Annotated in this window: 22 protein-coding genes; 10 read left to right on the forward strand and 12 right to left on the reverse strand. The window is 69.5% G+C overall.

What is annotated here, in order from left to right; genetic code table 11:
- Positions 1-55: 55 nt before the first annotated feature.
- The 3 genes from SB816_RS13770 to SB816_RS13780 form a co-directional block, all read right to left on the reverse strand.
- Positions 56-2683: an AAA family ATPase gene (locus tag SB816_RS13770; RefSeq protein WP_410547156.1), complete on the reverse strand. Its 2628-nt coding sequence runs from the start codon at positions 2681-2683 to the stop codon at positions 56-58.
- The gene (locus SB816_RS13775) at positions 2680-3807 is read right to left on the reverse strand and encodes an exonuclease SbcCD subunit D (protein ID WP_064527652.1); all 1128 of its coding nucleotides are present in this window, start codon (positions 3805-3807) and stop codon (positions 2680-2682) included. The genes SB816_RS13770 and SB816_RS13775 overlap by 4 nt, the downstream gene beginning before the upstream one ends.
- 181 nt (positions 3808-3988) lie before the next feature.
- On the reverse strand, positions 3989-5290 hold the full coding sequence (locus SB816_RS13780; RefSeq protein WP_175167384.1) for a D-amino acid dehydrogenase: 1302 nt from the start codon (positions 5288-5290) through the stop codon (positions 3989-3991).
- 135 nt (positions 5291-5425) lie between these two features.
- Here SB816_RS13780 and SB816_RS13785 point away from each other — a divergent pair, with 135 nt between their 5' ends.
- The 6 genes from SB816_RS13785 (at position 5426) to SB816_RS13810 (ending at position 9946) form a co-directional block, all read left to right on the forward strand.
- Positions 5426-5893 carry a winged helix-turn-helix transcriptional regulator gene (locus SB816_RS13785; protein WP_006394672.1) on the forward strand — a complete coding sequence of 156 codons (468 nt, stop codon included), beginning with the start codon at positions 5426-5428 and terminating at the stop codon, positions 5891-5893.
- A 107-nt stretch (positions 5894-6000) separates the two neighbouring features.
- Positions 6001-6684, forward strand: a complete 684-nt coding sequence (locus SB816_RS13790) for a DUF502 domain-containing protein (RefSeq protein ID WP_336236130.1) — start codon at positions 6001-6003, stop codon at positions 6682-6684.
- A gap of 34 nt (positions 6685-6718) precedes the next feature.
- Positions 6719-6943: an RNA-binding S4 domain-containing protein gene (locus tag SB816_RS13795; RefSeq protein ID WP_049073430.1), complete on the forward strand. Its 225-nt coding sequence runs from the start codon at positions 6719-6721 to the stop codon at positions 6941-6943.
- On the forward strand, positions 6940-7515 hold the full coding sequence (locus SB816_RS13800) for a restriction endonuclease (protein ID WP_054502704.1): 576 nt from the start codon (positions 6940-6942) through the stop codon (positions 7513-7515). The genes SB816_RS13795 and SB816_RS13800 overlap by 4 nt, the downstream gene beginning before the upstream one ends.
- Positions 7516-7628: 113 nt before the next feature.
- Positions 7629-8021, forward strand: a complete 393-nt coding sequence (locus SB816_RS13805; protein ID WP_064528112.1) for a DUF2784 domain-containing protein — start codon at positions 7629-7631, stop codon at positions 8019-8021.
- Positions 8022-8032: 11 nt separating this feature from the next.
- Positions 8033-9946, forward strand: a complete 1914-nt coding sequence (locus SB816_RS13810; RefSeq protein ID WP_410547157.1) for a tetratricopeptide repeat protein — start codon at positions 8033-8035, stop codon at positions 9944-9946.
- Between the two features lie 96 nt (positions 9947-10042).
- On the opposite strand, the gene SB816_RS13815 is transcribed toward SB816_RS13810, so the two are convergent.
- Together SB816_RS13815 and SB816_RS13820 are read right to left on the reverse strand one after the other, a co-directional pair.
- Positions 10043-11170, reverse strand: a complete 1128-nt coding sequence (locus SB816_RS13815) for an acyl-CoA dehydrogenase family protein (protein WP_006385295.1) — start codon at positions 11168-11170, stop codon at positions 10043-10045.
- A gap of 132 nt (positions 11171-11302) precedes the next feature.
- Positions 11303-12208: a LysR family transcriptional regulator gene (locus tag SB816_RS13820; protein WP_064528109.1), complete on the reverse strand. Its 906-nt coding sequence runs from the start codon at positions 12206-12208 to the stop codon at positions 11303-11305.
- A gap of 134 nt (positions 12209-12342) precedes the next feature.
- Here SB816_RS13820 and SB816_RS13825 point away from each other — a divergent pair, with 134 nt between their 5' ends.
- Entirely contained in the window at positions 12343-13227 is an 885-nt protein-coding gene (locus SB816_RS13825) for an NAD(P)H-binding protein (RefSeq protein WP_054502708.1), read from the forward strand.
- Here the strand turns inward: SB816_RS13825 and SB816_RS13830 are convergent.
- A complete protein-coding gene (locus SB816_RS13830) occupies positions 13202-13642 on the reverse strand; it encodes an Rrf2 family transcriptional regulator (RefSeq protein WP_054502709.1) in 441 nt (146 codons plus the stop codon). The two genes, SB816_RS13825 and SB816_RS13830, sit on opposite strands and share 26 nt — an antisense overlap.
- 93 nt (positions 13643-13735) lie before the next feature.
- On the opposite strand from SB816_RS13830, the gene SB816_RS13835 reads away from it, so the two are divergent.
- A complete protein-coding gene (locus tag SB816_RS13835) occupies positions 13736-14695 on the forward strand; it encodes an NAD(P)/FAD-dependent oxidoreductase (protein WP_269873273.1) in 960 nt (319 codons plus the stop codon).
- A gap of 75 nt (positions 14696-14770) precedes the next feature.
- Here SB816_RS13835 and SB816_RS13840 read toward each other — a convergent pair whose 3' ends face one another.
- Together SB816_RS13840 and SB816_RS13845 are read right to left on the reverse strand one after the other, a co-directional pair.
- Complete coding sequence (locus SB816_RS13840) at positions 14771-16126, reverse strand: hypothetical protein (protein WP_410547158.1); 1356 nt, start codon at positions 16124-16126, stop codon at positions 14771-14773.
- Complete coding sequence (locus SB816_RS13845; protein WP_254604030.1) at positions 16123-16758, reverse strand: DUF2971 domain-containing protein; 636 nt, start codon at positions 16756-16758, stop codon at positions 16123-16125. The genes SB816_RS13840 and SB816_RS13845 overlap by 4 nt, the downstream gene beginning before the upstream one ends.
- Before the next feature lie 90 nt (positions 16759-16848).
- Here SB816_RS13845 and SB816_RS13850 point away from each other — a divergent pair, with 90 nt between their 5' ends.
- On the forward strand, positions 16849-17301 hold the full coding sequence (locus SB816_RS13850; RefSeq protein WP_054502712.1) for a hypothetical protein: 453 nt from the start codon (positions 16849-16851) through the stop codon (positions 17299-17301).
- Between the two features lie 68 nt (positions 17302-17369).
- Here SB816_RS13850 and SB816_RS13855 read toward each other — a convergent pair whose 3' ends face one another.
- Together SB816_RS13855 and SB816_RS13860 are read right to left on the reverse strand one after the other, a co-directional pair.
- On the reverse strand, positions 17370-18236 hold the full coding sequence (locus SB816_RS13855; RefSeq protein ID WP_410547265.1) for an alpha/beta hydrolase family protein: 867 nt from the start codon (positions 18234-18236) through the stop codon (positions 17370-17372).
- Between the two features lie 154 nt (positions 18237-18390).
- Positions 18391-19635 carry a hypothetical protein gene (locus tag SB816_RS13860; protein ID WP_410547159.1) on the reverse strand — a complete coding sequence of 415 codons (1245 nt, stop codon included), beginning with the start codon at positions 19633-19635 and terminating at the stop codon, positions 18391-18393.
- 158 nt (positions 19636-19793) lie between these two features.
- Between SB816_RS13860 and catB the strand changes: the two genes are divergently transcribed.
- A complete protein-coding gene (gene catB / locus SB816_RS13865) occupies positions 19794-20444 on the forward strand; it encodes a type B chloramphenicol O-acetyltransferase (RefSeq protein ID WP_064528087.1) in 651 nt (216 codons plus the stop codon).
- Positions 20445-20710: 266 nt separating this feature from the next.
- Here the strand turns inward: catB and SB816_RS13870 are convergent, their stop codons facing one another.
- On the reverse strand, positions 20711-22441 hold the full coding sequence (locus SB816_RS13870) for an ABC transporter substrate-binding protein (protein WP_054502716.1): 1731 nt from the start codon (positions 22439-22441) through the stop codon (positions 20711-20713).
- 111 nt (positions 22442-22552) lie between these two features.
- Complete coding sequence (locus SB816_RS13875; protein WP_064528077.1) at positions 22553-22861, reverse strand: DUF2160 domain-containing protein; 309 nt, start codon at positions 22859-22861, stop codon at positions 22553-22555.
- Positions 22862-22863: the final 2 nt, after the last annotated feature.

Genomic DNA, 22863 nt, shown 5'->3' on the forward strand with positions numbered 1-22863 from the left:
GCACGTGTGGGGGCAGTTTGCACGTGCGGACGCGGCTCGCACCGCCGCCAAGGCGTCAGGCGCCGATGCGGCGCTGCTCGACGCCCAGGTCGCGCCAGGCCTCGCCGTGGCAGGTGAACATCAGGATCTGGTGGCGCGTGGCGGCATCGAACAGCGCACGCTTCATCAGGTCGCGCCGCTCGTCGTCGGTGTGCACCAGCGCATCGTCCAGCAACAGCAGCGTCGGCCGTCCGGCCTCGCGCAGCAGGTCGGCGTAGGCGAAGCGCGCCAGGATGCCCAATTGCTCGCGCGTACCGAAGCTGAGCGCATCCAGCGGGTCCTCGCCGCCCGCGCGTTGCAGGGCCGCGGGCAACAGCGCCTCGTCCAGCCGCAGCGCGGACTCGGGAAACAGCAGCGCCAGGTAGTGGCCCAGGCGCCGCGCCAGCGGCGCCTGCAGGCGCTGGGTGGCGGCGTCGCGCTTGCCGGCCAGCAGGGTGGACAGCAATTCGAGCGCCTGGGCGCGGCGCTGGAATTCGTCGCGGCGGCGCTGCAGGCGTTCGCAGGCGGCCTCGGCTTCGGACAGGCGTTCGCCCAGGCCCTGCGCGCCGGCCTGCTCCAGCTTGCCCAGCAACTGCTGGATCTCGCTGTGGCGCTTGTGCTGGGCGTCGCGTTCGATGGCGGCGGACTTTTCGTAGCGCTGCGCGTCCTGCTCCAGCAGTTCCGGACGCAGCGCCTCCAGCGCGGCCTGCGCCTGACGCAGGCGCTGTTCGAGCAGGTCGTGGCCGCTGCGGGCCTCGGCCAGCCGGCCGGCGCGGGCCTGGCGCTGCGCCGCGCGTTCGGGCGATTGCAGGTCGGCGCCGCGCGCGGCGGCCTGGGTTTCAAGCAACTGGGCGCGGGCGCTGTCGGCATCCAGGGCGCGCTGCGCGGCCGCCAGGGCCTGCTCGGCCTGCGCCGCGCTGGCCTCGGCATCGCGCAGCGCCTGGCGCGCGGCGGGCGCATCGGCATCGCCCGCCTCAGCCGCCGGCGGCAGCAACGCCAACCGCTCGGCCAGTTGCGCGCGCCGCGCCTGGGCTTCGTTGCGTTGGCCGCGCAGCGCGTCCACGCCCTTGGGCGCATGGATCGCCAGCGTCTTGCGCATGGCCTCCAGTTCGCGCTGCAGGTCGACGCCGCGCGCATGGCGTTCCTCGGCCTCGGCCACGTGCGCCACGCCCAGGCGCGACAGCAAGGCCGCGCTGGCCGCCTGCACGTCGGCCAGTTCGCGCTTGAGCGCCGGCAGGTCCTGGCCGCCCGGCTCGATGCGCAGCCGGCCCAGGCCGGGCAATTCGAGTTCAGCCGCCGCGGTCAGCAGCAACTCGCCGCTGCCGGCCAGCGCGGCGCCGTCCAGCCGGGCCTCGCGGCCCGCGTCCAGCGCGTACGACAGGCGCGTGGCGATGGCCTGCTGGCGCAGTTGCAGGTCGCCCAGCGCGCGTTCGCTCTTGCGCAGGGCCTGGATGTCGGCGTCGGCGATCTCGATGCGCACGGCTTCGGCCTTCAGGATCGTGCCCTGCTCGATCAGGCGGGTGGCTTCTTCGAGCGCGCCGTCCAGGCGCTCGATGTCGCGCGCCAACTGGTCGATCTGGTGTTCGAGGTCGCGCCGGTCGGCCACGGCTTGCACCGCCGCGACCCGCTGGCGCGCCTGCTCGGCGGCGGCGGCGTGCGTGTCGCACAGCGCGCGGGCCCGGGCCAGCGGCTCCTGCGCCTGCTGGACCGCGGCGCGGGCGGCCCGCGCCTGCGCCACCAGGGCCTGCAATTCGGATTCGTCCTGCTGGTCGCGGCGCACCTGTTCCTGCAGCACGGCCAAGGTTTCGGCCGCCTGGCGCTGTTCGCGTTGCAGCCCTTCGAGCGCCTCGCGTTCCTTGGCCACGGCCGCGAGCCGGGCGCGCGCCTCGGCGGCGCGGGCCTCGAAATCCTTCCAGGGCTGGCCGGCCTCGGCGCGCGCGTGTTCGGCGCGCAGCGTCGCCAGCCGGTCGACGTCGGCGTCGAGCTGGGCCTTGGCCTGGGCGCATTGGTCGCGCTCGGCCAGGGCGGCGGCGAGCGCGTCCTCGGCGTCCTTGTAGATGCCCTTGGGGCGGCCGTTGCGCGCATCCAGCAAGGCGGCGCGCTCGGCGGCGACGCGCTCGTAGAGCCGGTCGCCGTCGCCGGAGGCCAGCTCGCCCGACAACTGCGTCAGGGCCTCGCGCAGATGCCCGCCGGCGTGACTAGCGGCGGTTTGCAGGTTCTGGCCGTCGCCCTGCTGGATCCACAGCAGGCCTGGCACACCGGCCAGATCGGGCTTGCTCTGGCCGCGCGCGGCCAGTTCGAAGCCCAGCAACGCGGCCAGTGCGTTCTCGGCTTCCTCGCCATCGAGCCGTTGCGCGCCGTCGTCGATCAACAGCTCGCAGCGGGCCCGCGACAGGAAGTGTTTTTTCAGCAGGTAATCGTGGCCCGCATGGCTGAACGCCAGTTCGACGCCGGGGCGTGCGCCGCTCTCGCCGCGCGGCGCCAGGTCGGACACGGTACGGGTGCTGTAGCGTTCCAGGAACGCGGCGCGGATGGCCGCGGCCACCGTGCTCTTGCCGGCCTCATTCGGACCGACGAACAGGTTCAGGCCGTCCTGCAAGCCATCCAGCACCAGGGGCTGGCGGAATTTGCGGAATTCTTCCAGGGCGATGCGCGTGAGCTTCATTGCGCGCCTCCCGCCGCCGCGCCTTCGCGCTGGAACCGCAGCAGCAGCCGCAGGGCCTCGCCGGCCACCGCCGCCTGGTCGGGATCGGCCTGCATGGCCTGCAGTTGCGCGGCCACTTCGCCGACGTAGCCGCTCGCGCCCAGTTGCGCCAGGTCGGCCTCGTCGGGTTCGAGCAGCAGGCCGGAGAAGTCCGGCAGCACCGCCCTCGCCTGCGCCGCCGCCTGGTCCACGGCGCGTTGCAGCGCCTCCCAGGTCGGCACGTTGACGTGGCCCTGCAGTTCCAGCCGCAGCACGTCTTCGGCGCGCAGCGCCGCCAGGCGGTCGGCCAACGCCTGGGCGTCGGTCGGCAGGCTCAGGGTTTCAGTCCAGGCGGACCAGCGGTATTTGCCGGTGGCCACGCGTTCGACGCGTGGCGGGGCGCCCGGCGCATCGATGCGCACGTCCAGCGCATAGCCGGGTTCGTTGCCGCGAAAGCGGTCTTGCTCGGGCGTGCCGGCGTACCAGGTGCGTTCGTCGATGGCCAGGCAGCCGTGCCAATCGCCGAGCGCCAGGTAGTCGAGCCGCGCGCGGGCGGCGCGGTCGGGCGCGATGGGGTTGGTGGCGTCGATGGTGTCGGGCAGGCGGCCGGCGACACTGCCATGGGCCAGGCCCACGCGGACGCGGCCGGGTTCGGATTCCAGCGCGTCGAAGGCCTGGGTGACGTCGTCGTAGGTATGGCGCTGGGTCAGCGGCGCGGCCAGCACCGCGAGGTTCTGCGCTGGCAGGTCGACCACGCCAGTACGCAACGGCACCCGCACGTTGGGCGGGATGCAGCCCAGTTGCGCGGCGCGGCTCCAGACGCTGTCGGCCAACGCCGCGTCGTGGTTGCCGGCGATCATGACCCACGGCCCGGCGTAGGCGGCCAGCGCGGCGAACAGGCGGCGGATGGTGCGGTCGGACACCGCCTGGGTGTCGAACACGTCGCCGGCCACCAGCACCGCGTCGACCTGGCGCTCGGCGGCAAGCGCGGCGATGCGCGCGACGACATCGAAGCGGGCCTCGGCCAGCAAGGCGGCGTCATCGGTTTCGAACTGGCCGTACTGACGGCCGATCTGCCAATCGGCGGTATGCAGGAAATGGGTCATGCCGCCGATTGTAGAGGCCGGCGTCGATTCCCTGTGGCCTCAACGGGCCTGAAAGTGTCGCGGCAATGTCGCGCCGCGCCCGCTGGAACAACGGCCCGGCCGGCATCGTGCGCCGGGCGGGCCGTCGGGACGCCGGCTTGTGGCCGGCGCCGGAAGCAAGGATGCGGGCAAAAGGCCGGAATCAGGCGCCCTTGCCGCCCAGCACCAGCGGCCGCTCGGCCGAGGCCTGGCGGTCGTAGCGCGACAGCGCCAGGCCGTCGGTGCGGATCTGCGGGCGCTGGCCCAGCACCTGGTCGGCCACCAGCTTGCCGGAGCCGCAGGCCATGGTCCAGCCCAGCGTGCCGTGGCCGGTGTTCAGGAACAGGTTGCCGTAGCGGGTCGGGCCGACCACGGGCGTGCTGTCCGGCGTCATGGGGCGCAGGCCGGTCCAGAACTCGGCGCGGGCCACGTCGCCGCTGCCGGGGAACAGATCGTTGACCACCAGTTCCAGCGTCTTGCGGCGCGCGTCCTTCAGGCGCAGGTCGAAGCCCGACAGCTCGGCCATGCCGCCGACGCGGATGCGGTCGTCGAAGCGGGTGACGGCGATCTTGTAGGTCTCGTCCAGAATGGTGGAGACCGGCGCGGCGGCCTCGTCCTTCATGGGGATGGTGAGCGAATAGCCCTTGACCGGGTACACCGGCAGGTCCAGGCCGAGCGGCTCCAGGAAGCCGCGGGTGTAGCTGCCGAAGGCGGCGACGTAGCGGTCGGCCGTCAGCACCTCGTTGCCGACACGCACGCCGGTCACCTGCCCGCCGGCGGTGTTCAGGCCGGCGACGGACTGGTTATAGCGGAACTCCACGCCCAGCGCCGCGGCCATTGCGGCCAGGCGGGTGGTGAACAGGCGGCAGTCGCCGGTCTCGTCGTTGGGCAGGCGCAGGCCGCCGGCCAGCTTGTGCAGCGAGCGCGCCAGCGCCGGCTCGGCGCTCACCAGGCGGTTGCGGTCCAGCAGCTCGTAGGGCACGCCGACCTCTTCCAGCACCGCGATGTCGCGGCGCGCGGCTTCCATCTGGGCCTCGGTGCGGAACAACTGCAGCGTGCCGCGGGTGCGCTCTTCATAATGGATGCCGGTGTCGGCGCGCAGCTCGCGCAGGCAGTCGCGGCTGTATTCGGCCAGGCGCAGCATGCGTTCCTTGTTGACCGCGTAGCGCTCGGCCGAACAGTTGGCCAGCATCGCCGCCATCCACTTGAGCTGGTACAGGCTGCCGTCCAGGCGGATCGCCAGCGGCGCGTGCTTCTTGAACAGCCACTTGATGGCCTTCAGCGGAATGCCGGGCGCGGCCCAGGGCGTGGAATAGCCCGGCGACACCTGGCCGGCGTTGGCGTAGCTGGTCTCCTGGGCGGCGCCGGGCTGACGGTCCAGCACCGTCACTTTGGCCCCCTGGCGGGCCAGGTAATAGGCCGTGGTGGTGCCGATGACGCCGCTGCCGAGGACGATGACGTGCATGATTCGTTCCGAAGTTTGGATTTGGTCAGGAATTTCGGTAGTCTATGAGCCTCATCACAGTGAAAATCACTGAAGATTTTCATTCGGCAGTGGTTTTTCCCGGCCAAGCTCCTTTTTTCGACCGCCAGAAGTGAAATGCGCGATCTCGATCGTATCGACCTGAAAATCCTGGATATCCTGCAGCGGGAAGGCCGTATTTCCGTCACGGAACTGGCCGAGCGCGTCAGCCTGTCGGCCACGCCCTGCTCCGACCGCGTCAAGCGCATGGAGCGCGAAGGCGTGATCTCCGGTTACCATGCGCGCGTCAACCCGGCGGCGCTCGGCAAGAACCTGCTGGTGTTCCTGGAGATCAAGCTTTCGGCCAAGTCGGGCGACGTGTTCGACAAGGTCAAGAAAGAGCTGCTGTATGTGCCCGAGGTCATGGAGTGCCACCTGGTGTCGGGCGACTTCGACTACCTGGTCAAGGCCCGCCTGACCGAGATGAATGAATACCGCCGTCTGCTCGGCGAGATCCTCAAGCGCCTGCCCGCGTCGGCCGAATCGCGCAGCTATGTGGTGATGGAGGAGATCAAGGAGACGCTGTACCTGCCCGTCGACCGGTAGCAATTCCCGCGTCTTGTTACCGGACTTTGCGCCGCCTGCTGCTATGCTTTCGGCCCTTCCGGTCCGCGCGGCGCAGGACCCGACCCCGATTTCCTGGCTTCATGACTATGACCCGTCTCTACAAATACTTCTTCCGCGGCCTGATCACCGTGCTGCCGCTGGCGCTGACGATCTACCTGCTCTACATCTTCCTGGCCTGGACCGAGGCGGTGGCGCTGACCTTCCTGCGCCCGTTCATCGGCGGCTTCTATTTTCCGGGCCTGGGGCTGCTGCTGGGCATCCTGGGCATCCTGGCGATCGGCTACCTGGTGTCCAAGGAGCGCGTCAAGCGCGTGATGGCGCTGCTGGAAATGCCGTTCACCAACCTGCCGGTGGTCAAGAGCATCTACTCGTCGCTCAAGAGCTTCGCCGACTACTTCTCGCCCAGCTCCAAGGCCACCGCCCAGCAGGTCGTGATCCTGCGCATCCCGGGCCAGCAACTGGAGCTGGTCGGCCTGGTGACGCGCCGCAACCTGGACGGCCTGCCGGAAGGCTTCACGCAGGGCGACCGCGTGGCGGTGTACCTGCCGATGGGCTATATGATCGGGGGCTATACCGTATTCGTGCCGCAGGAATGGGTGCAGCCGATCCAGATGTCGGTCGAGGAAGCCATGCGCTCGTCGCTGATCGCCTGGATGGCGCGCGCAGAAGCCCCCAGCGACCGCCCCGTGGCGCCCGCCGACGCGCCCCCGGCGCCCCCCGCGCCGCCGGCCCCGCCCGTTGGCGGCAACGCCCCCGGCGGCCAGGCCTGAACCGCCCGATCCCCATTCAACGCCCGTCCGTGCCATGCCCATCATCGAATTCACGCTTGCCGAAGGCAGCCCCTTTATTGAAGTCAACCAGTTGCTCAAGGCCACCGGCGTCTGCGACAGCGGCGGCGCCGGCAAGATGCTGGTGGCCGAAGGCCACGTGAGCGTGGGCGGCGTGGTCGAAACGCGCAAGACGGCCAAGATCCGTCCCGGCCAGATCGTCACCTGCGGCGACGTGCGTATCGTGGTGCGCGCGTCATGAAGTTCAAGATGTCGCAGAACTCCATCTTCGCGGTGCTGCTGCGCTCGCCGTGGTGGATGAGCGCCGGCGTGGCGCTGCTGCTGTCGGTGGGTGGATTCGCCGCGCTGCCGCTGGAGTATGCGGCCATGGGCGTGTTCGCCGCCGTGCCGTTCGCGGTAATCGCCATCATGGCGGCCTACAAGCAATTGCGCGCGCCGTCGGGCGCCCGCGTCGAAGCCGTGGCGCAGGCCGCCGCGGCCATGTCGTGGCAGCAGTTCGCCGCCACGGTGGAGGCCGGTTTTCGCCGCGATGGCTGCGAGGTCGAACGGCTGCAAGGCCCCGGCGCCGATTTCGCCTTGGCCAAGGACGGCCACGTCGCCATGGTCAGCGCCAAGCGCTGGAAGGCCGCGCGGGTCGGCGTCGAGCCGCTGCGCGAACTGCAGGCGGCGCGCGAGAAGCGCGGCGCGCGCGAAGCCATCTACATCGCGTTGGGCGAGGTGTCCGACAACGCCCTGCAATACGCCCGCGCCGAGGGCGTGTCGCTGATGACCGCGCCGGAACTGGCCAAGCTGCTGCGCGACCTGAAACCCTGACGACCGGCGCCGGCGCCATCCGCGCCCGGCGCCCCTTCCGCCCGTCGCCACGAACGCGTCGTGTCGGCCCCGTCGCCCCGGCGACAGCGGATGCCCACCGGAGGAATGCCCGCATGATCCCTCGCCTGCTGGCCGACGCCGTCCTGATCATTCACGGCCTGTTCGTCGCCTTCGTCGTGTTCGGCGGCCTGCTGGCGCTGTGGCGCTGGCGCCTGGCCTACCTGCACCTGCCGGCGCTGGCCTGGGGCGCGATGGTCATCGGCATGGGCTGGATCTGCCCGCTGACGCCGCTGGAAGTCTCGCTGCGCCAGCAGGCGGGCCAGCAAGGCTATGCCGGCGGCTTCGTCGAGCACTATATCCTGGCGCTGATCTACCCGGACGGCCTGACGCGCGGCGTCCAGGTCGCGCTGGCGCTGCTGCTGGTCGCCGGCAACCTCGTCATCTACACCCTCTGGGCGCGTCGCCGCCTTGCCCGCCGCGTCCGCGCGGCGGGCGCCCGAACCTAGGAACCGACCCGATGAGCTTTCTGAAGAAACTGCTCGGCAAGCAAGCCGCTCCCGCCGACGCCGCCGCGCACGCCGATCAGCCCGCGCCGCAGCCCGCCGACGCGGCGGCCGCTGACACACAGGCGCCGCAGGACGCCGACATGATCCGCAGCTACGACGCCTACGGCCGCGAGATCTTCGTGCCGCGCGACCAGTGGCGCGACAACGTGCTGGCCGGCGCCATCGAGCGCCACTGGGACGACCCCGACTCGCTCGCCGGCCTGATCATCCAGTCGCTCGGCGACGGCTTCATCGATGAAATGGTCAAGCCCGCCGACCGCCTGGTCGAACTGCAACCCGGCGCCGAGCGCGGCGTGGTGCTGCAGGCCATCGTCTACATGAAGACCGGCCGGCTCGACGACGCCGAACGGGTGCTGCGCGATTTCATGGCCGCGCACGGCGAGACCGGCATCGTCCTGACCAACCTGGCCAAGATCCAGGACGAGCGCGGCGACGAGGCCGGCGCCCTGGCCACGCTCTGGCATGCGCTGGAGCTGGATCCCAACCAGGACAACGGCCTGGGCTGGTACGAGGCGATCCACCGCGAACACGGCGGCGACGCCGCCGGCGTGGCCGCCATGCGCAAGGTCGCCGCCCTGCCCGGGAGCTGGCGCGCGCAACTGTGGCTGGCGCACGGTGAACTGGGCGCGCACAACCTGTCCGGCGCGCTCGCCATGTATGAAGAATCGCTCGCCCGCGCCGGCACGCCCGCGCCCGCCGACCTGCTGGCGCAGATGAGCGGCGACCTGGGCAACGCCGGCGCGATCGAGCCGATCGTGCAACTGGCCGGGCCGCGCTTCGAGGCCGCCCACCACGGCATCCAGGTCGGCAACAACCTGATCCGCGCCTACGTCGAACTGGGCCGCCACGACGAGGCCCGCGCCATACTCGACCAGCTCTACGCGCAGCAGCGCCCCGACTGGAAGGACAACCTGGGCTATTGGGACACCGAACTGGCGCGCGCCGCGCTGGGTGACGGCGCCACCGAACCGGCGCAGATGCGGCTGGCGATGCTGCTGGGCCGCGGCCCGGTCTGGCTGACGCCCGATTCGCCCGCGGCGGCGCTGTTCACGCCGGTGACGCCCGACCGTCCGCTGGTGTCGTTCCTGGGCGGCTCGGCCGAGATCGGCGCCGCGCCCGAAGGCGCCGAGCGGCAACTGGCCGACGCCACCGGCCGCCTGAGCCGCGCGCTGCCGCTGTACTTCAACGAACAACTGGCGCTGCGCTGCGGCCTGCGCACGCAGACGCTGGTGCCGTGGCTGACCGAGCCGCATCCCGGCTTCCTGCTGAGCGGCGCGGCCTGGGACGACACCGACGCCATCGGCTACGCGCAGCAATGCGAGGCGCAGAGCGATTACGTGGTGATCTCGCACCTGGTCACCGTGGCCGAGCCGTGGCGCGCCGAGGTGCGCCTGGTGCGCACCGAGGACGCCGAGTGCATCGGCGCGCTGTCGGCCGAATTCCCGATGGCCGATCCGACCGCCGCGATCCAGCGCCTGACCGAGGACCTGGTGGCGCTGGTCGGCCGCGCCACCGCGCAGGCACCGCTGGCGGCACCCGCCAACTACACGGTGCCGGACGGCGCCGCCTTCCCGTACTACCTGTTGCGCCTGGAACAGTTGCTGGCCGTGCGCTGCAACGGCGCCGACCCGGACCAGCCGGGCCAGCTCAATGGCGAACGCGAGATCATTGACGGCAACCTGCGCCAGTGCCTGGACTTCCCGCGCAGCGTCAACGCCCGCCTGCTGCTGGCGCAGACGGTGCGCGCCATGAAGAAGGTGCGGCCGGATGTGGCGGGCGAGTTCGAGGAAAAGATCGCGCGGTTGCAACGCGAACAGCCGCTGGAAGCGCCGGCGCAGGCCGTGGTGCAGGCCCTGTTGAACTGATACCCCAGCAGGCCCTGCCGGTGCACGGCGTCAACCATGCCGCCGACGCCTGCGGGCCGCCCGCCTCGGCGGCCCCCGCCCGCGCGTCGCGCCGTCCTACAAGGCCCGCGCGATCACCAGCCGCTGGATGTCGCTGGTGCCTTCGTAGATCTGGCACACGCGCACATCGCGGTAGATGCGTTCCACCGGGAAGTCGGCCAGGTAGCCATAGCCGCCCAGCGTCTGGATGGCGGCCGAGCAGACCTTCTCGGCCATCTCGGAGGCGAACAGCTTGGCCATCGAGGCCTCGGTCAGCGCCGGCCTGCCGGCCTCGCGCAGCGCCGCCGCGTGCAGCACCATCTGCCGCGCGGCGTGGATCTGCGTGGCCATGTCGGCCAGCCGGAACGACACCGCCTGGTGCTCCATGATGGGCTTGCCGAAGGCCTGGCGGTCGCGCGCATAGTCGCGCGCGCATTCGAACGCCGCGCGCGCCATGCCGACCGACTGCGAGGCGATGCCGATGCGGCCGCCCTCCAGGTTCGACAGCGCGATCTTGTAGCCCTCGCCCTCCTCGCCCAGCCGCCACGCGGCGGGAATGCGCATGTCCTCGAAGGCGATCTGGCAGGTGTCGGACAGATGCTGGCCGAGCTTGTCCTCGACCCGCACCACCTGGTAGCCCGGGGTGTCGGTCGGCACGATGAAGGCCGAGATGCCGCGCTTGCCGGCCTGCGGATCGGTCACCGCGAACACGATCACCAGCTGCCCGGTGCGGCCCGAGGTGATGAACTGCTTGGCGCCGTTGAGCACGTAGTGGTCGCCGTCGCGCACCGCGCGGGTGCGCAGGCTGCTGGCGTCGGAGCCGGCCTGCGGTTCGGTCAGGGCGAAACCGCCGATGGCCGCGCCCGTGGCCAGCGGCCGCAGGAACTGGTCTTTCTGCGCGTCGCTGCCGTACTTCAGGATCGGCATGCAGGCGACCGAGTTGTGCACGCTCATGATGGTCGAGCAGGCGCCATTGCCCGCCGCGATCTCCTCGAGCGCCACGGCGTACGACAGGTAGCCGCTGGCGTTGCCGTCCCATTCCTCCGGCACCAGCATGCCGAAGAATCCCAGGTCGGCCATCTCGCGGATGGCGTCGGCCGGATAGTGGTGTTCGCGGTCCCAGCGCTCGGAATTGGGCGCCAGGCGTTCCTGGGCGAAACGGCGCGCCATGTCCTGGACGCTGAGCTGTTCTTCGGTCAATAGCATGTTCGATGTCTCCTGGTCGGGCAGTGCCGGACTGGCGCGGGTGGCCGCCGTCCGTGTTCTCTTGCGCGGGCCGGCGTCCGGGATGCGGGGCGGGCTCGCCTGCGAGGATACACCGGCGGCCGGCGGCGTGCCCTACCCCGCGGGATCGTCCAGGATGCCGACCACGAACTCGATGAACGCGCGCACCTTGGCAGCGGGCAGATGGCGGGAAGGATACAGCGCGTAGAGGGCGTAGCGGTCACCGACATAGTCCGGCAATAACTCGACCAGCTCGCCTTTGCGGATCAGTTCACGCACGCCGCTGGCCTTGAAACGGGCGATGCCTGCGCCCGCCAGGCACGCGCCCAGCATCGTCCAGCCGTCGGACAGGTGCAATTGGCCCGAGGTCTGTACTTGTGTGGTCCGGCCGTTCTTGCGGTACGACCACGCCAACGGCTGGCCGGTCATGGGACTGCGCATCTGAATGCAGGCATGACGCGCCAGATCGGCTGGCGTCGCGGGCGCGCCATGCTTGCGCACATAGGACGGCGCGGCCACGGTCAGCGAACGGGTATCGAGCAGCTTGCGCGATACCAGCGAGGAAGACGGCGGCTCGCCGAAGCGGATCGCCACGTCGAAGCCCTCGGACACCAGGTCTCCCAATTGCTCGCGCGTGGCCAGATCGAGCGTCAGCTCGGGATGCGCCTGCAGAAACCGCCCCACGTGGGGCGCCAGGATCAGACGGGCGAAAAAGGCATCGGCGTTGACGCGCAGGCGGCCCTTGACCGCCACCGACGCGCCGCTGGCGCTGTCGATCGCTTCGCCGATGCCGGCGACGAGCGGATTGATCTGTTCGTACAGCCGACGCCCCTCTTCGGTCAGCGCCACCGCCCGCGTGGTGCGGTCCAGCAGGCGCACGCCAACGCCGGCCTCCAGCCGGCTCACGGCGCGGCTGACCCCGGAGGCCGTGATTCCCAGCGTTTGCGCCGCGCGCGCGAAGCTGCCGCTTTCCACCACGGCGGCCAATACGCCGATATTCGCCAATATGCGGCCATCCATCGAGACATTCCAGATAAGTGAGCAAACGTCATGAATGTTATGACTGAATTGCCATTCTCTCAATGATCGCCAGCGCCTACGATGCGTTCCGGCGTGATCGATCCGCATCCCGCCCCCCACCTGGAGAGAATCCCATGTATGCCATTACCGGAATCAGCGGCAAGGTCGGCGGCGCGCTCGCCGCCTCTTTGCTGCAAGCGGGCCTGCCTGTGCGCGCCGTGCTGCGCAACCCTGCCAACGCCGCCGCCTGGATCGCCCGCGGCTGCGACGTGGCCATCGCCGACATGACCGATGCCGACGCCTTGGCGCGCGCCTTCGCCGGGGCCGACGGGGTATTCATCCTGCCGCCGTCCGAATTCGATCCGAGGCCCGGCTTTCCCGAGGCCCGCGCCGTCATCGACGCGGTCACCTCCGCCATTGCGCTGGGCCAACCCGCCAAGGTCGTATGCCTGTCGACCATCGGCGCCCAGTCCGACCAGCAGAACCTGCTGACCCAGCGCACCCTGATGGAACAGGCGCTGCGCCGCCTGCCATTGCCGGTGACGCTGCTGCGCCCGGGCTGGTTCATGGAGAACCTGGCCTGGGATGTCGCCAGCGCGCGCGACCAGGGCGTCATCGACTCGTACCTGCAACCGCTGGAGCGCGCCATTCCGATGGTGGCCACGGCCGACGTCGGCCGGGTCGGCGCGCAACTGCTGCGGGAAGACTGGACCGGCCTGCGTGTGGTGGAACTGGAGGGCCCGCAACGGGTCAGTCCGCTCGATGCCGCCCGGGCCTTTGCCGAAGTGCTGGGCCGGTCGGTGGCCGTCCGCGCCGTGCCGCGCGAGCGCTGGGGCGCGCTGTTCACGGCCCAGGGCATGCGCGATCCGATCCCCCGCATTCAGATGCTGGACGGCTTCAATGAAGGCTGGATCGACTTCGAAGGTCCGCGCGACCGGATCATCAAGGGCCAGGTCGCCCTGGTGGATGTGGTGCGCGCGCTGACGACCGCCGTCAGCCGCAATGCGGATGCTGCTTGAGCCGTTCCTGGAAGTCCCGCGCCAACTGATCCATGCGGATGGTCGCGAAGCGTTCCAGCAGCAGCCGGCGCGACTCGGCCATCGCGCCTTCCAGCCCGGCGTTGACGGCCTGCTCCACCAGGCACTTGGGTTCGCTCTGGTCCAGCCCGAGCGCGAAGATCGGCGGCTCGCCCAGCGCCTGGTAGACGTCCAGCAGCGTCAGCTCGGACAACGGGCGCGTCAACACCCAGCCGCCGCCGTGGCCCTTTTCCGATTGCACGTAGCCGCGATCGCGCAGGCCGGACATCATGCGCCGCACCACCACGGGATTGGTGCTCAGCATCTTGCCGATGGTCTCGGAAGTCAGCGGCGCGTCCTGCTCCGCCATGTGCAGCAGCACGTGCAGCATGCGGGACAGGCGGTTATCACTGCGCATGGAAAGACTCCTGGTTCATGGTTTGAAACATTATAAGTTGCATGACCGGGCGGGATCGCCGTATTATGCAACTTTTAAAGTATCGAGATAGCGATGAAGCCCGAAAAACTGCCCCCCTGCTACGACGCCATCATCATCGGCGGCAGCTTCGCCGGCCTGTCGGCCGCGATGCAGTTGGCCCGTGCCCGCCGCCGCATCGCGCTGGTGGATGCCGGCCTGCCACGCAACCGCTTTGCCGCGCATTCGCACGGGTTCCTGGGCCAGGACGGCAAGACGCCGGCCGAGATCGTCGCCGTTGGACGCGCCCAACTGGGCGCCTACCGCACCGTGGACTTCATTGACGGCGCCGCCGCCAGCGCCGCCGGCGAATCGGGCCGCTTCCTCGTCACCATGGAAGATGGCCGCGAACTGCGAGGCGCCCGCCTGATCCTGGCCATCGGCGTGCGCGACGAACTGCCCGCGCTACCCGGCCTGCGGGAACGCTGGGGCCGGACGGTGCTGCACTGCCCCTACTGCCATGGCTATGAAGTGGCCGACCAGCCGCTCGGCGTGCTGGCCGCCCACCCTATGTCCTCGCACCAGGCCGCGCTGCTGCCCGATTGGGGCCCCACCACCTATTTCACCCAGGGCGAGTTCGAGCCGGACGCCGAGCAGGCCACGCTGCTGATCGCCCGTGGCGTGCGCATCGAGCGCACCCCGGTGACGCAGTTGCTCGGTTCGGCGCCACGCATCGACGCGGTGCAGTTGGCCGATGGCCGCCGCCTGCTGGTCAATGCATTGTTCGTCGCCAGCCGCGTGCACATGGCCAGCCCGCTGGCAATGCAGTTGGGCTGCGCCTTCGACGAGGGCTTGCTGGGGCCTTACCTGCGGGTCGACGATTTCAAGCAGACCACGGTGCCGGGCGTCTACGCCGCGGGCGATGCCAGCCTGCAGATGGGCAATGCCACGCTGGCCAGCGCCTCGGGCGTGATGGCTGGGATCGGCGTGCACCAGTCGCTGGTGCGCGATGACCCCGTCAAGTGCTGGCGCGCGCAGGCCAGCCGGCCGGTGTAGGCATGCGCGCGGTCCGCGTCGCGTACGCAGTGAAAGGCGCGGCGGGGATCCCGGCTGATGCCGGCGGCGCGACGTTCAGGTGCATTGCCACAGATGCGCGCTGACGCGGCAGTGGCCGCACCAGAAGCTGTAGTTGCAGCCGCCGCTGCCCCACATCCAGTCGCCGCCGTCCGCCTGCGGCAGGTCGGAATCGAGCTGCATCGCGAACGACATGCGCTGGTCGCAATCCGGACAGGCGGGGTAGTCCGCCGACTGCACCCAGCTGGGCGGGCCGCCGACACGGCTCAGGTTCTGGCGGCCGTTGGAATCGCCCCAGTCCTGCCAGGCCCAGCGCGACGGGGCCTGGAACAGGGCCACGTCGGCCTCGCGCAGCGGTTCGGCGGGAAACTCCGGCGTCACCGGCTCGGCCCGGCGCTGCGACGGATGCGCTTGCGGCGCGCCGTCGCCGTCGTGTTGGAAGAAGAGGATCGGGCCGTCCTGTTCCCACCCCTGGCACGACAGGCAGGTGGCCAGCGTCAGCGGTGTGGCGCAATCGATACCGGCCACCTCGGGCCGCGGCAAGGTCAACAGGCGATGCAAGGGTCCATGGCACAGGCCGCAGGCGGCCGCGAGCGTGCCGCCCATCCGGCCCGCCGTCACGGTGGCCATCGGCGACGCGGGATCCGGCGCCGGCGAACCCCAGGTGGGATGCAGGCGCTGGATCTCGCGCCGCCACGCGGGTTGCGAGGCCGTCATCTGCTTGCGTTGCGCCGCGTCGAAACGGATGTGCAGGGGCTGCTCGCCATGCAGCGCGCGCGCCTGGCCGTCGTCGTCGGCATAGCCCACTTCCATCAGCCAATAGATGGCGTCGGGATCCACGCCGCCCCCGAAGCCCTGGCGCCAGGCGCGCGACACCGTCCGCGGCTGGCGCGAGTGCAACAGGGCGCGGGCGCGCAGTTGGTCCGGGGAATCCGCTTCGATCGTCGGCGGCAGTTGCGCCAGCCACGCCCGCGCCGTCTCGGCGTCCAGCGCGCGCCACGCCCGGTCGATATTGAAACGCGGGCCGCCCGCGCCGGCTTCCGCCATGGCCAGCAGCGCCGGCCAGTGGCCCGCGAACAACTGCGGCCTTTGCAGCGCGGCTGAATCCAGCACTTCCGCCACGCCTTCCGAGGCCGGCCCGCGCAGCGCCCGCTGCCACGCCTGCCGCAACGTGGCGGCATAAGTGGCGTCGTCCATCAGGTCGAGCGCGGCGTCGATGAAGGTGGCGTGCTTGAGGCCGCGATCCAGGAACCGCGTGACCAGTTCCCCCAGCGCCGCCGGGTCATCGCGGCGCAGCCGCAACACCTGGCCCATGGGGTCGTTGTTCGTCCAGCCCAGCCGCTCAAAGGCGTCGACGATCTGCGCCGGCGACAGCGCGGCCTGCGCGGCCATCTTGTCGTTGCCGTCCGTCATGCCGGCTCCTTGCGGCCGGCGCTGGCGAATTTCTTCCAATCCTCGTTCTCGACCAGCGTCGAGCGGAACACGCGCAGCTTCTCGCAGCCCTTGATCGCCTTCAGCGCCTTCTTGACCTGATCGCATACGGTGGCCGGCAGCCACGGGCTGAGCGTGACGCGCTTGATGGTCGCGGGCGCCACCGGAATGCGCAGCACCGGCGTGTCGCGCGTCCTGCGGCAGACGAACAGGCGGAACTCCTTTTCGTCGCGGAAGGCGTGGCGCTTGAGGAACGGCAGGTCGGCCTCGACGGGCGGCTGCTCGCGCAGCGACTTGATCGTGCGGTACTGCACCGCCTCGGCCCGCAGGTCGGGCACGGCTTTGACCTGCTCGATCAGCTTTTCCTTGTCGAACTCGATGCAGACCCCGCCGCTGCCGTGGGAGAACACGCGCCAGTGGTGATAGGTCTCGGAGGCCTCGGCCAGGCACAGCGCATAGATGCCGAGCAGGCGCTTGGCGCGGGCGTATTCCTCGATGTAGAACGAGTCGTTGCGGTCGTCCCACGCCTTCGGATTGAGCAGCGCCAATTCGCCCGTCTGCAGGTAGTCGATCAGGTAGGGAAGCTCGGTGTATCTGCGCAACGAGGTGGCCAAGGCGGTGCTCCGGTGTGTACCCAGCCGCCAGTCTACCCGCATCGCCGCCGGCACGACGTTACACTGGCCCCTTGGCAAAAAGGAGACTCCATGCAGCAGAACAATGGTGAAGGAAGGCAAGCTCCCCGGCGTCACGCGCCTACCAGTCAGCGGTTCTGGTACATCGTCCTGGCGGGCACGCTGGTCACCCTCAGCTATGACCTCATGCCGCTGCTGCGCGGCCAGCTCTCGCCCCTGCTCAAGCTAATCATTCCCGGGCTGCTGCTGGCCGGGCTGTACCGTGGCAGCGAATGGGCGCGATGGCTGCTGATGGTATCGTTGCTGGGCTTCGGCGTGCTGGTCATGTACCTGACGACCTCGCTGATGCCCTACTCGATCGACATCTGGCTGCACCGCTTTGTGTGCAGTGCCGCCATGATCGCGACGGGGCTGTACCTGGCGCTGGCCAGGAAGGACTTCCAGCGCTATTGCAGCTACGTGGCGTTTCGCGACGGCCCCAAGGCCGCGGCCAGGAAGCGGGCCGCCGCCGACGCCCGCCGCTAGCGCCCGGCACGCCAGGGCGCATCGACCGTCAACCGCTCACGCCGGCAGGCCGGCGCTTCCCGGCGCGTTCAGCGCAACGCGGTCTTGAAGAACGCGACCACCGCCGCGTTGAAGTCACGGTGCCACGCCGCGCGGTCGAAACCCGGCGCGTCGCGGCAGATCGCCGGCTCGGCCTCGGCCTGCGCGGCCGAGCACGGCGCCAGGAACGCGAAGTGCCCGGCGCCAGCCACCGGGTGGAACTCGGATGCCGGCAACCCCTCGCGCACCGCCTCGACACTGGCCGGCGTGACGCCGTCGCCGCCCCGCTCCGAGGCCCACAACTGCACCGGCATCGACACCGCCTTGAGCGCATCCGCGCCGAACGCGTTGAGCGGGTCGGCGATGACCAGCGCCCTGATGCGCGCATCCTTCACATAGGGTTGCGCCGGCACCTTGCCGTCGCGGATGTCGCGGCACATCGGCAGTGACGGTTCGCCGCCGCAGAGCGCCAGGCCGCGCGTGAAATCGGGCGTCGCGCCGGCCAGCACCAGGCCGGTGTAGCCGCCGCGCGAAAAGCCGAAGAAACCCACCGCGCCGTCCAGTTGCGCCCGCTGCGGCCAGGCGCCGGCCAGGTAGTCGATCAGCCGCTTGATCTCGCGCGGCCGGGTCGAGAAGATCGACAGATAGCCCTGGCGCGAGCGGTCCACCGCGTTGTCGCCGACATGGTTGATCGCCGCCACCACGAAGCCGGCGTCCGCCAGCGCCGCGGCGGTGTCGTGATGGCCCAGGTACGAGCCGGCCGATCCGTGCGACATGACGATGAGCGGCTTGCGCCCGTCGGTCATCGGACAGTCCGGCGTCGCCGCGAGGGTGACGCGGCCGATGGCCACTTCCCTTGGCGGCGCGGCGCACGGATACCAGATGCCGCCCTGCAGGGCCGGGCCGTTCATGTCCATCGGCAGGTTCAGGCGCTGGAACCCCGCGGCGTGAACGCCGCCCCCGAAGGCGAACGACAGGACGAGGCAGCAGCGCAGGAAGTTCTTGAACTTGGAATCGCAAGGAAATGGCGGCTTCGCGCCGCCGCGCCGGCCGCCCGAAAAGAATTTCATCCTAAACCTCCTCGATCACCGCCGTGGGCGCGAACGGCGTGCCCAGCCCCAGCGCGCGATAGATGCGCTCCAGGATGCGCTGGCGCCGCGTCGGCCTGCCCATGCGCCAGCGCGTGTCCAGGATCAGCAGCGGCAAGGCGACGCAAAGCCAGGCCACCAGCAGAAACACGAACGCCACCGCGGCCAGTTCGGGCGCCGTCTCGCGACTCGACGGCGAATCGGAGGAGGACAGCACCGCCACCACCACCAGCCAGCTCACCAGGAGCAGGATCGCCAGCAAAGACAGCATCGGCACGCGCTGCCTCAGGCCCACGCCCACGGGCGCGATGTCGGTGAAGGCGGCTCGAAAATAGTGGTGGCAGACATAGACGCGGCCGTCTTCCAGGTTGCGCAGGCCGTAGACCAGTTGCTCGGGCCCCGCGCCGGCGATCTGGCCGGCATAGGCGGCCACCTCCACCTGGTCGCCTTCGGCCAGGAACGGCAGCGCATCGCCGAAATTCTCGGCGACGTACATGATGAAGCGGCGCGCGCCCACCTGGAAGCGATAGACGCCATAACTGGGCGCGGTGCGGACCGACGGCCTGGACTCGTGCGTCAGCGACGCCAGGACGCCGCGTATCAGCAGGATCTCGGGCGACGCGTCGGCGATCAGCGTCTCGCCCTCGCCTTGCGGGTGCGAGACGGACGCCTGCGCCGTCGGCGCGACGTGCCGCACGGGGGTCTGCAGCAAGTCGCGGTACAACGCTTCGCTGCGCAGGATCGCCGCCCGATGCCGGCGGTTGTCCCACAGGCCGTAGAGCGAGTAGCCAGCCAGCAGCACGGCAACCAGCGCCACCGTCAGGGCCAGCACAAGCAACAGCACCTGCGCGAACGACGACAGGTCCAGCAGGCTGGCGCCGGCGCCGGCCACCGCGGCCACGGCCAGGCTGATGCCGATGCCGCGCCATCCCCGGCGGCGCTGATCGACGTAATAGCGCGGCGGGATGCCCCGGCCCTGCCCCGCGTTCAACCAGGAAAAATGACGCAATCCCCGAGGGCCGCTTTCGAGCACGCCGACGCGCACCGGCGTGGCCTGTTGCCGCAAACCCTGCAGCGTGCGGATATCGGCCGGGTCGTCGAAGGTGCCGTTGACCGCCACGCCGTTGACCCGGAACCACACCTGGCCGCGGACGAAAGGCACCGCGACCCGCATCGCGTCGATGCGGCCTTCGACCGTTGCGGCCACCGTGTTCGTGCGTCTGGACATGCGCGCTGACGGGCCGCAACGCGGGCGGCCAATGTTGGAAAGCGCCCAGCATACCGCAAGCCGCGGCGGGCTCGGGAATGTGCGATCATCGACGGTTGCGAGCCGCTCCGCCAGCCGCCGCGACACCACGCGGGCCGGAGCCGGCCACCGAGACCGCCATGACCAATCACTTCGAAAGCCCCTTCAAAGGCAAGCTGCTCTCCGACGACGTCACCAACAGGAACATCAAGGTCGGCCGCTACAGCTACTATTCCGGCTACTACCACGGCCATTCGTTCGACGACTGCGCGCGCTACCTCATGCCGGACCGCGACGATGTGGATCAACTGATCATCGGCAGCTTCTGCTCCATCGGCTCGGGCGCCGCCTTCATCATGGCGGGCAACCAGGGCCATCGGTACGACTGGGCGTCGTCGTTCCCGTTCTTCTACATGAGCGAAGTGCCGGCGTTCGCGCAAGCACGCGACGCGTTCCAGAAGGCCGGCGACACCGTCATCGGCAACGACGTCTGGATCGGTTCCGAAGCCATGATCATGCCCGGCATCACGATCGGGCACGGCGCCGTGATCGGCAGCCGCGCCCTCGTCACCCGGGACGTGGAGCCCTACACGATCGTCGGCGGCAATCCCGCCAAGCCGATCAGGAAGCGCTTTGCCGATGACGATATCGCCTTGCTATTGGAAATGCAGTGGTGGGACTGGCCCGAGGACAGGCTGGCCGGCGCCATGCCCCTGCTGTGCTCGGGCGATATCAAGGGCCTGCACCGGTATTGGCGCGACGGCGTCACAACGGCGCCGCGGCCGGCATGAAGCCGCCGCCGCGGATCACGTGCAGCCATCGAGGGCGGCGGCCGGGGCCGTGGCCTTCCAGAGCCATTCCGCCAGCGGCCCGCCGGTGAATGCCGCGCCCGGGCTGCCCATCAACAGGGCCGGCAGGCCGAACGCCTTCGGCCAACAGCAGCGGGTGGCCAGGCGATGCGGACAGAACGCGGATGAGGGGATTACGCTTCTGCAATGAAAAAGCGCCACGGGCGACCCGTGGCGCTTCGAACCGCGCCAGGCAGACGCCCGGAGCCTTACCGCACCTTCCCTTCCTTCCAGGCTTCCAGCAGCTTCTCGTACGCCACCGTTTCGCCCTTGGGCTTTTCATTGGCCAGCTTCTTCCACGGCGCGTGCTGGTCCGACAGCCACTTGTTCGGATCGCCCTTGGCGTTCAGCTTGGGCGCGCATTGCGCCATGCCGGCCCGCTCCAGCCGCGCCATGACCTGGTCCATTTCGTTGGCAAGGTTGTCCATCGCGGCCTGCGGCGTCTTTTCGCCGGTGACGGCGGTGGCGACGTTCTTCCACCACAGTTGCGCCAGCTTGGGATAGTCGGGCACGTTGTTGCCGGTCGGCGTCCAGGCCACCCGCGCCGGGCTGCGGTAGAACTCGATCAGGCCGCCGTAGTTGGCCGCGTTCTTGCTGAAGTAGTCGCTGTGGATGTCGCTGTCGCGGATGAAGGTCAGGCCGGTGATCGACTTCTTCAACGACACCGTCTTGGCCGTAACGAACTGGGCGTAGAGCCAGGCGGCGGCCATCTTGTCGGGGTTGGTGGACTTGAAGAAGGTCCACGAGCCCACGTCCTGGTAGCCGTTCTGCATGCCGTCCTTCCAGTACGGACCGTACGGCGACGGCGCCATGCGCCACTTGGGCGTGCCGTCCTCGTTGACCACCGGCAGACCCTTCTTGGTCATGTCGGCGGTGAAGGCCGTGTACCAGAAGATCTGCTGGGCGATCTGGCCCTGGGCCGGCACCGGGCCGGATTCCGAGAACGTCATGCCCATGGCCTGCTGCGGCGCGTACTTCTTCATCCAGTCTACGTACTTGGTCAACGCATAGACCGCGGCCGGGCTGTTGGTGGCGCCGCCGCGCGCCACCGAGGCGCCCACCGGCGTGCACTTGTCGTCGGCCACGCGGATGCCCCACTCGTCCACCGGCATGCCGTTGGGCAGGCCCTTGTCGGCGGCGCCGGCCATCGACAGCCACGCGTCGGTGAAGCGCCAGCCCAGCGACGGATCCTTCTTGCCGTAGTCCATGTGGCCATAGACCTTCTTGCCGTCGATCTCCTTGACGTCGTTGGAGAAGAAGTCGGCGATGTCCTCGTAGGCGGACCAGTTCGTCGGCACGCCCAGCTCGTAGCCGTACTTGGCCTTGAACTTGTCCTTCAGGTCCTGGCGCGCGAACCAGTCGGCGCGGAACCAGTAGACGTTGGCGAACTGCTGGTCGGGCAACTGGTAGAGCTTGCCGTCCGGCGCGGTGGTGAACTTGGTGCCGATGAAGTCCTTCAGGTCCAGGCCCGGATTGGTCCATTCCTTGCCCGCGCCAGCCATGTAGTCGGACAGCGGCAGGATGGCGCCGTAGCGATAGTGGGTGCCGATCAGGTCGGAGTCGGAGATCCAGCCGTCGTAGATCGACTTGCCCGACTGCATCGAGGTCTGCAGCTTCTCGACCACGTCGCCTTCCTGGATCAGGTCGTGGTTGACCTTGATGCCGGTGATCTCGGTGAAGGCCTTGGCCAGCACCTTGGACTCGTACTCGTGGGTGGTGATGGTTTCCGACACCACGTTGATTTCATTGACGCCCTTGGCCTTGAGCTTGGCGGCGGTCTCGATGAACCACTTCATCTCGGCCATCTGCTGATCCTTGGACAGGGTCGACGGCTGGAATTCCGAATCGACCCACTTCTTCGCTTCCGGCTCGCCGGCCCAGGCCCCTGACGTACCGATCAGGGCGATGGCGGCCGCCATGGCGTGCATGCGCAATTTCATGACCTGTCTCCTCGATAAGTCCTCCCCTGGGGTGCTGCGGACTTCTGGCCGGGGAAGACACTGGCCGATCGTCCTTCCAAACCGCTGATATCGCGCGGGGTCTGCGCCCCGTCAGCCTTTCCTCATGATGAAGGCCAGCAGCAGCATGGACAGCACGAAGCTGATCCACACCGATGGCGGCTCATCCAGCGAAAACCATTCCACCGCCTTCTGCCCGAACCCCAGGAACGCCAGGTTGAGCCAGGCCGCCGCCATCAGGCCGATGAAGAGGCGGTCGCCCCGGGTCGTGCGCAGCGGCAGGAAGCCCTTGCGCTCGACCGTGGGCGATTTCAGTTCCCAGATCGTCATGCCGACCAGCATCAGCACGATGCAGGAGAAGAACACGGCGACGGGGGTGGTCCATACCATCCAGCTCAACATGT

The sequence above is a fragment of the Achromobacter sp. SIMBA_011 genome, from assembly GCF_046535435.1.
Lineage (GTDB): Bacteria > Pseudomonadota > Gammaproteobacteria > Burkholderiales > Burkholderiaceae_B > Achromobacter > Achromobacter dolens.

Excerpts from the sequence above, each read along its gene's own strand:
- SB816_RS13785 (WP_006394672.1), top strand. The coding sequence starts at position 5,426 with ATGCGCGATCTCGATCGTATCGACCTGAAAATCCTGGATATCCTGCAG.
- SB816_RS13870 (WP_054502716.1), bottom strand. The coding sequence starts at position 22,441 with ATGAAATTGCGCATGCACGCCATGGCGGCCGCCATCGCCCTGATCGGT.
- SB816_RS13820 (WP_064528109.1), bottom strand. The coding sequence starts at position 12,208 with ATGGATGGCCGCATATTGGCGAATATCGGCGTATTGGCCGCCGTGGTG.
- SB816_RS13825 (WP_054502708.1), top strand. The coding sequence starts at position 12,343 with ATGTATGCCATTACCGGAATCAGCGGCAAGGTCGGCGGCGCGCTCGCC.
- SB816_RS13810 (WP_410547157.1), top strand. The coding sequence starts at position 8,033 with ATGAGCTTTCTGAAGAAACTGCTCGGCAAGCAAGCCGCTCCCGCCGAC.
- SB816_RS13815 (WP_006385295.1), bottom strand. The coding sequence starts at position 11,170 with ATGCTATTGACCGAAGAACAGCTCAGCGTCCAGGACATGGCGCGCCGT.
- SB816_RS13780 (WP_175167384.1), bottom strand. The coding sequence starts at position 5,290 with ATGCACGTCATCGTCCTCGGCAGCGGCGTCATCGGCACCACCACGGCC.
- SB816_RS13805 (WP_064528112.1), top strand. The coding sequence starts at position 7,629 with ATGATCCCTCGCCTGCTGGCCGACGCCGTCCTGATCATTCACGGCCTG.
- SB816_RS13860 (WP_410547159.1), bottom strand. The coding sequence starts at position 19,635 with ATGTCCAGACGCACGAACACGGTGGCCGCAACGGTCGAAGGCCGCATC.
- SB816_RS13850 (WP_054502712.1), top strand. The coding sequence starts at position 16,849 with ATGCAGCAGAACAATGGTGAAGGAAGGCAAGCTCCCCGGCGTCACGCG.
- SB816_RS13795 (WP_049073430.1), top strand. The coding sequence starts at position 6,719 with ATGCCCATCATCGAATTCACGCTTGCCGAAGGCAGCCCCTTTATTGAA.
- SB816_RS13840 (WP_410547158.1), bottom strand. The coding sequence starts at position 16,126 with ATGACGGACGGCAACGACAAGATGGCCGCGCAGGCCGCGCTGTCGCCG.
- SB816_RS13835 (WP_269873273.1), top strand. The coding sequence starts at position 13,736 with ATGAAGCCCGAAAAACTGCCCCCCTGCTACGACGCCATCATCATCGGC.
- SB816_RS13800 (WP_054502704.1), top strand. The coding sequence starts at position 6,940 with ATGAAGTTCAAGATGTCGCAGAACTCCATCTTCGCGGTGCTGCTGCGC.
- catB (WP_064528087.1), top strand. The coding sequence starts at position 19,794 with ATGACCAATCACTTCGAAAGCCCCTTCAAAGGCAAGCTGCTCTCCGAC.
- SB816_RS13775 (WP_064527652.1), bottom strand. The coding sequence starts at position 3,807 with ATGACCCATTTCCTGCATACCGCCGATTGGCAGATCGGCCGTCAGTAC.
- SB816_RS13790 (WP_336236130.1), top strand. The coding sequence starts at position 6,001 with ATGACCCGTCTCTACAAATACTTCTTCCGCGGCCTGATCACCGTGCTG.
- SB816_RS13830 (WP_054502709.1), bottom strand. The coding sequence starts at position 13,642 with ATGCGCAGTGATAACCGCCTGTCCCGCATGCTGCACGTGCTGCTGCAC.
- SB816_RS13855 (WP_410547265.1), bottom strand. The coding sequence starts at position 18,236 with ATGGACATGAACGGCCCGGCCCTGCAGGGCGGCATCTGGTATCCGTGC.
- SB816_RS13770 (WP_410547156.1), bottom strand. The coding sequence starts at position 2,683 with ATGAAGCTCACGCGCATCGCCCTGGAAGAATTCCGCAAATTCCGCCAG.
- SB816_RS13875 (WP_064528077.1), bottom strand. The coding sequence starts at position 22,861 with ATGTTGAGCTGGATGGTATGGACCACCCCCGTCGCCGTGTTCTTCTCC.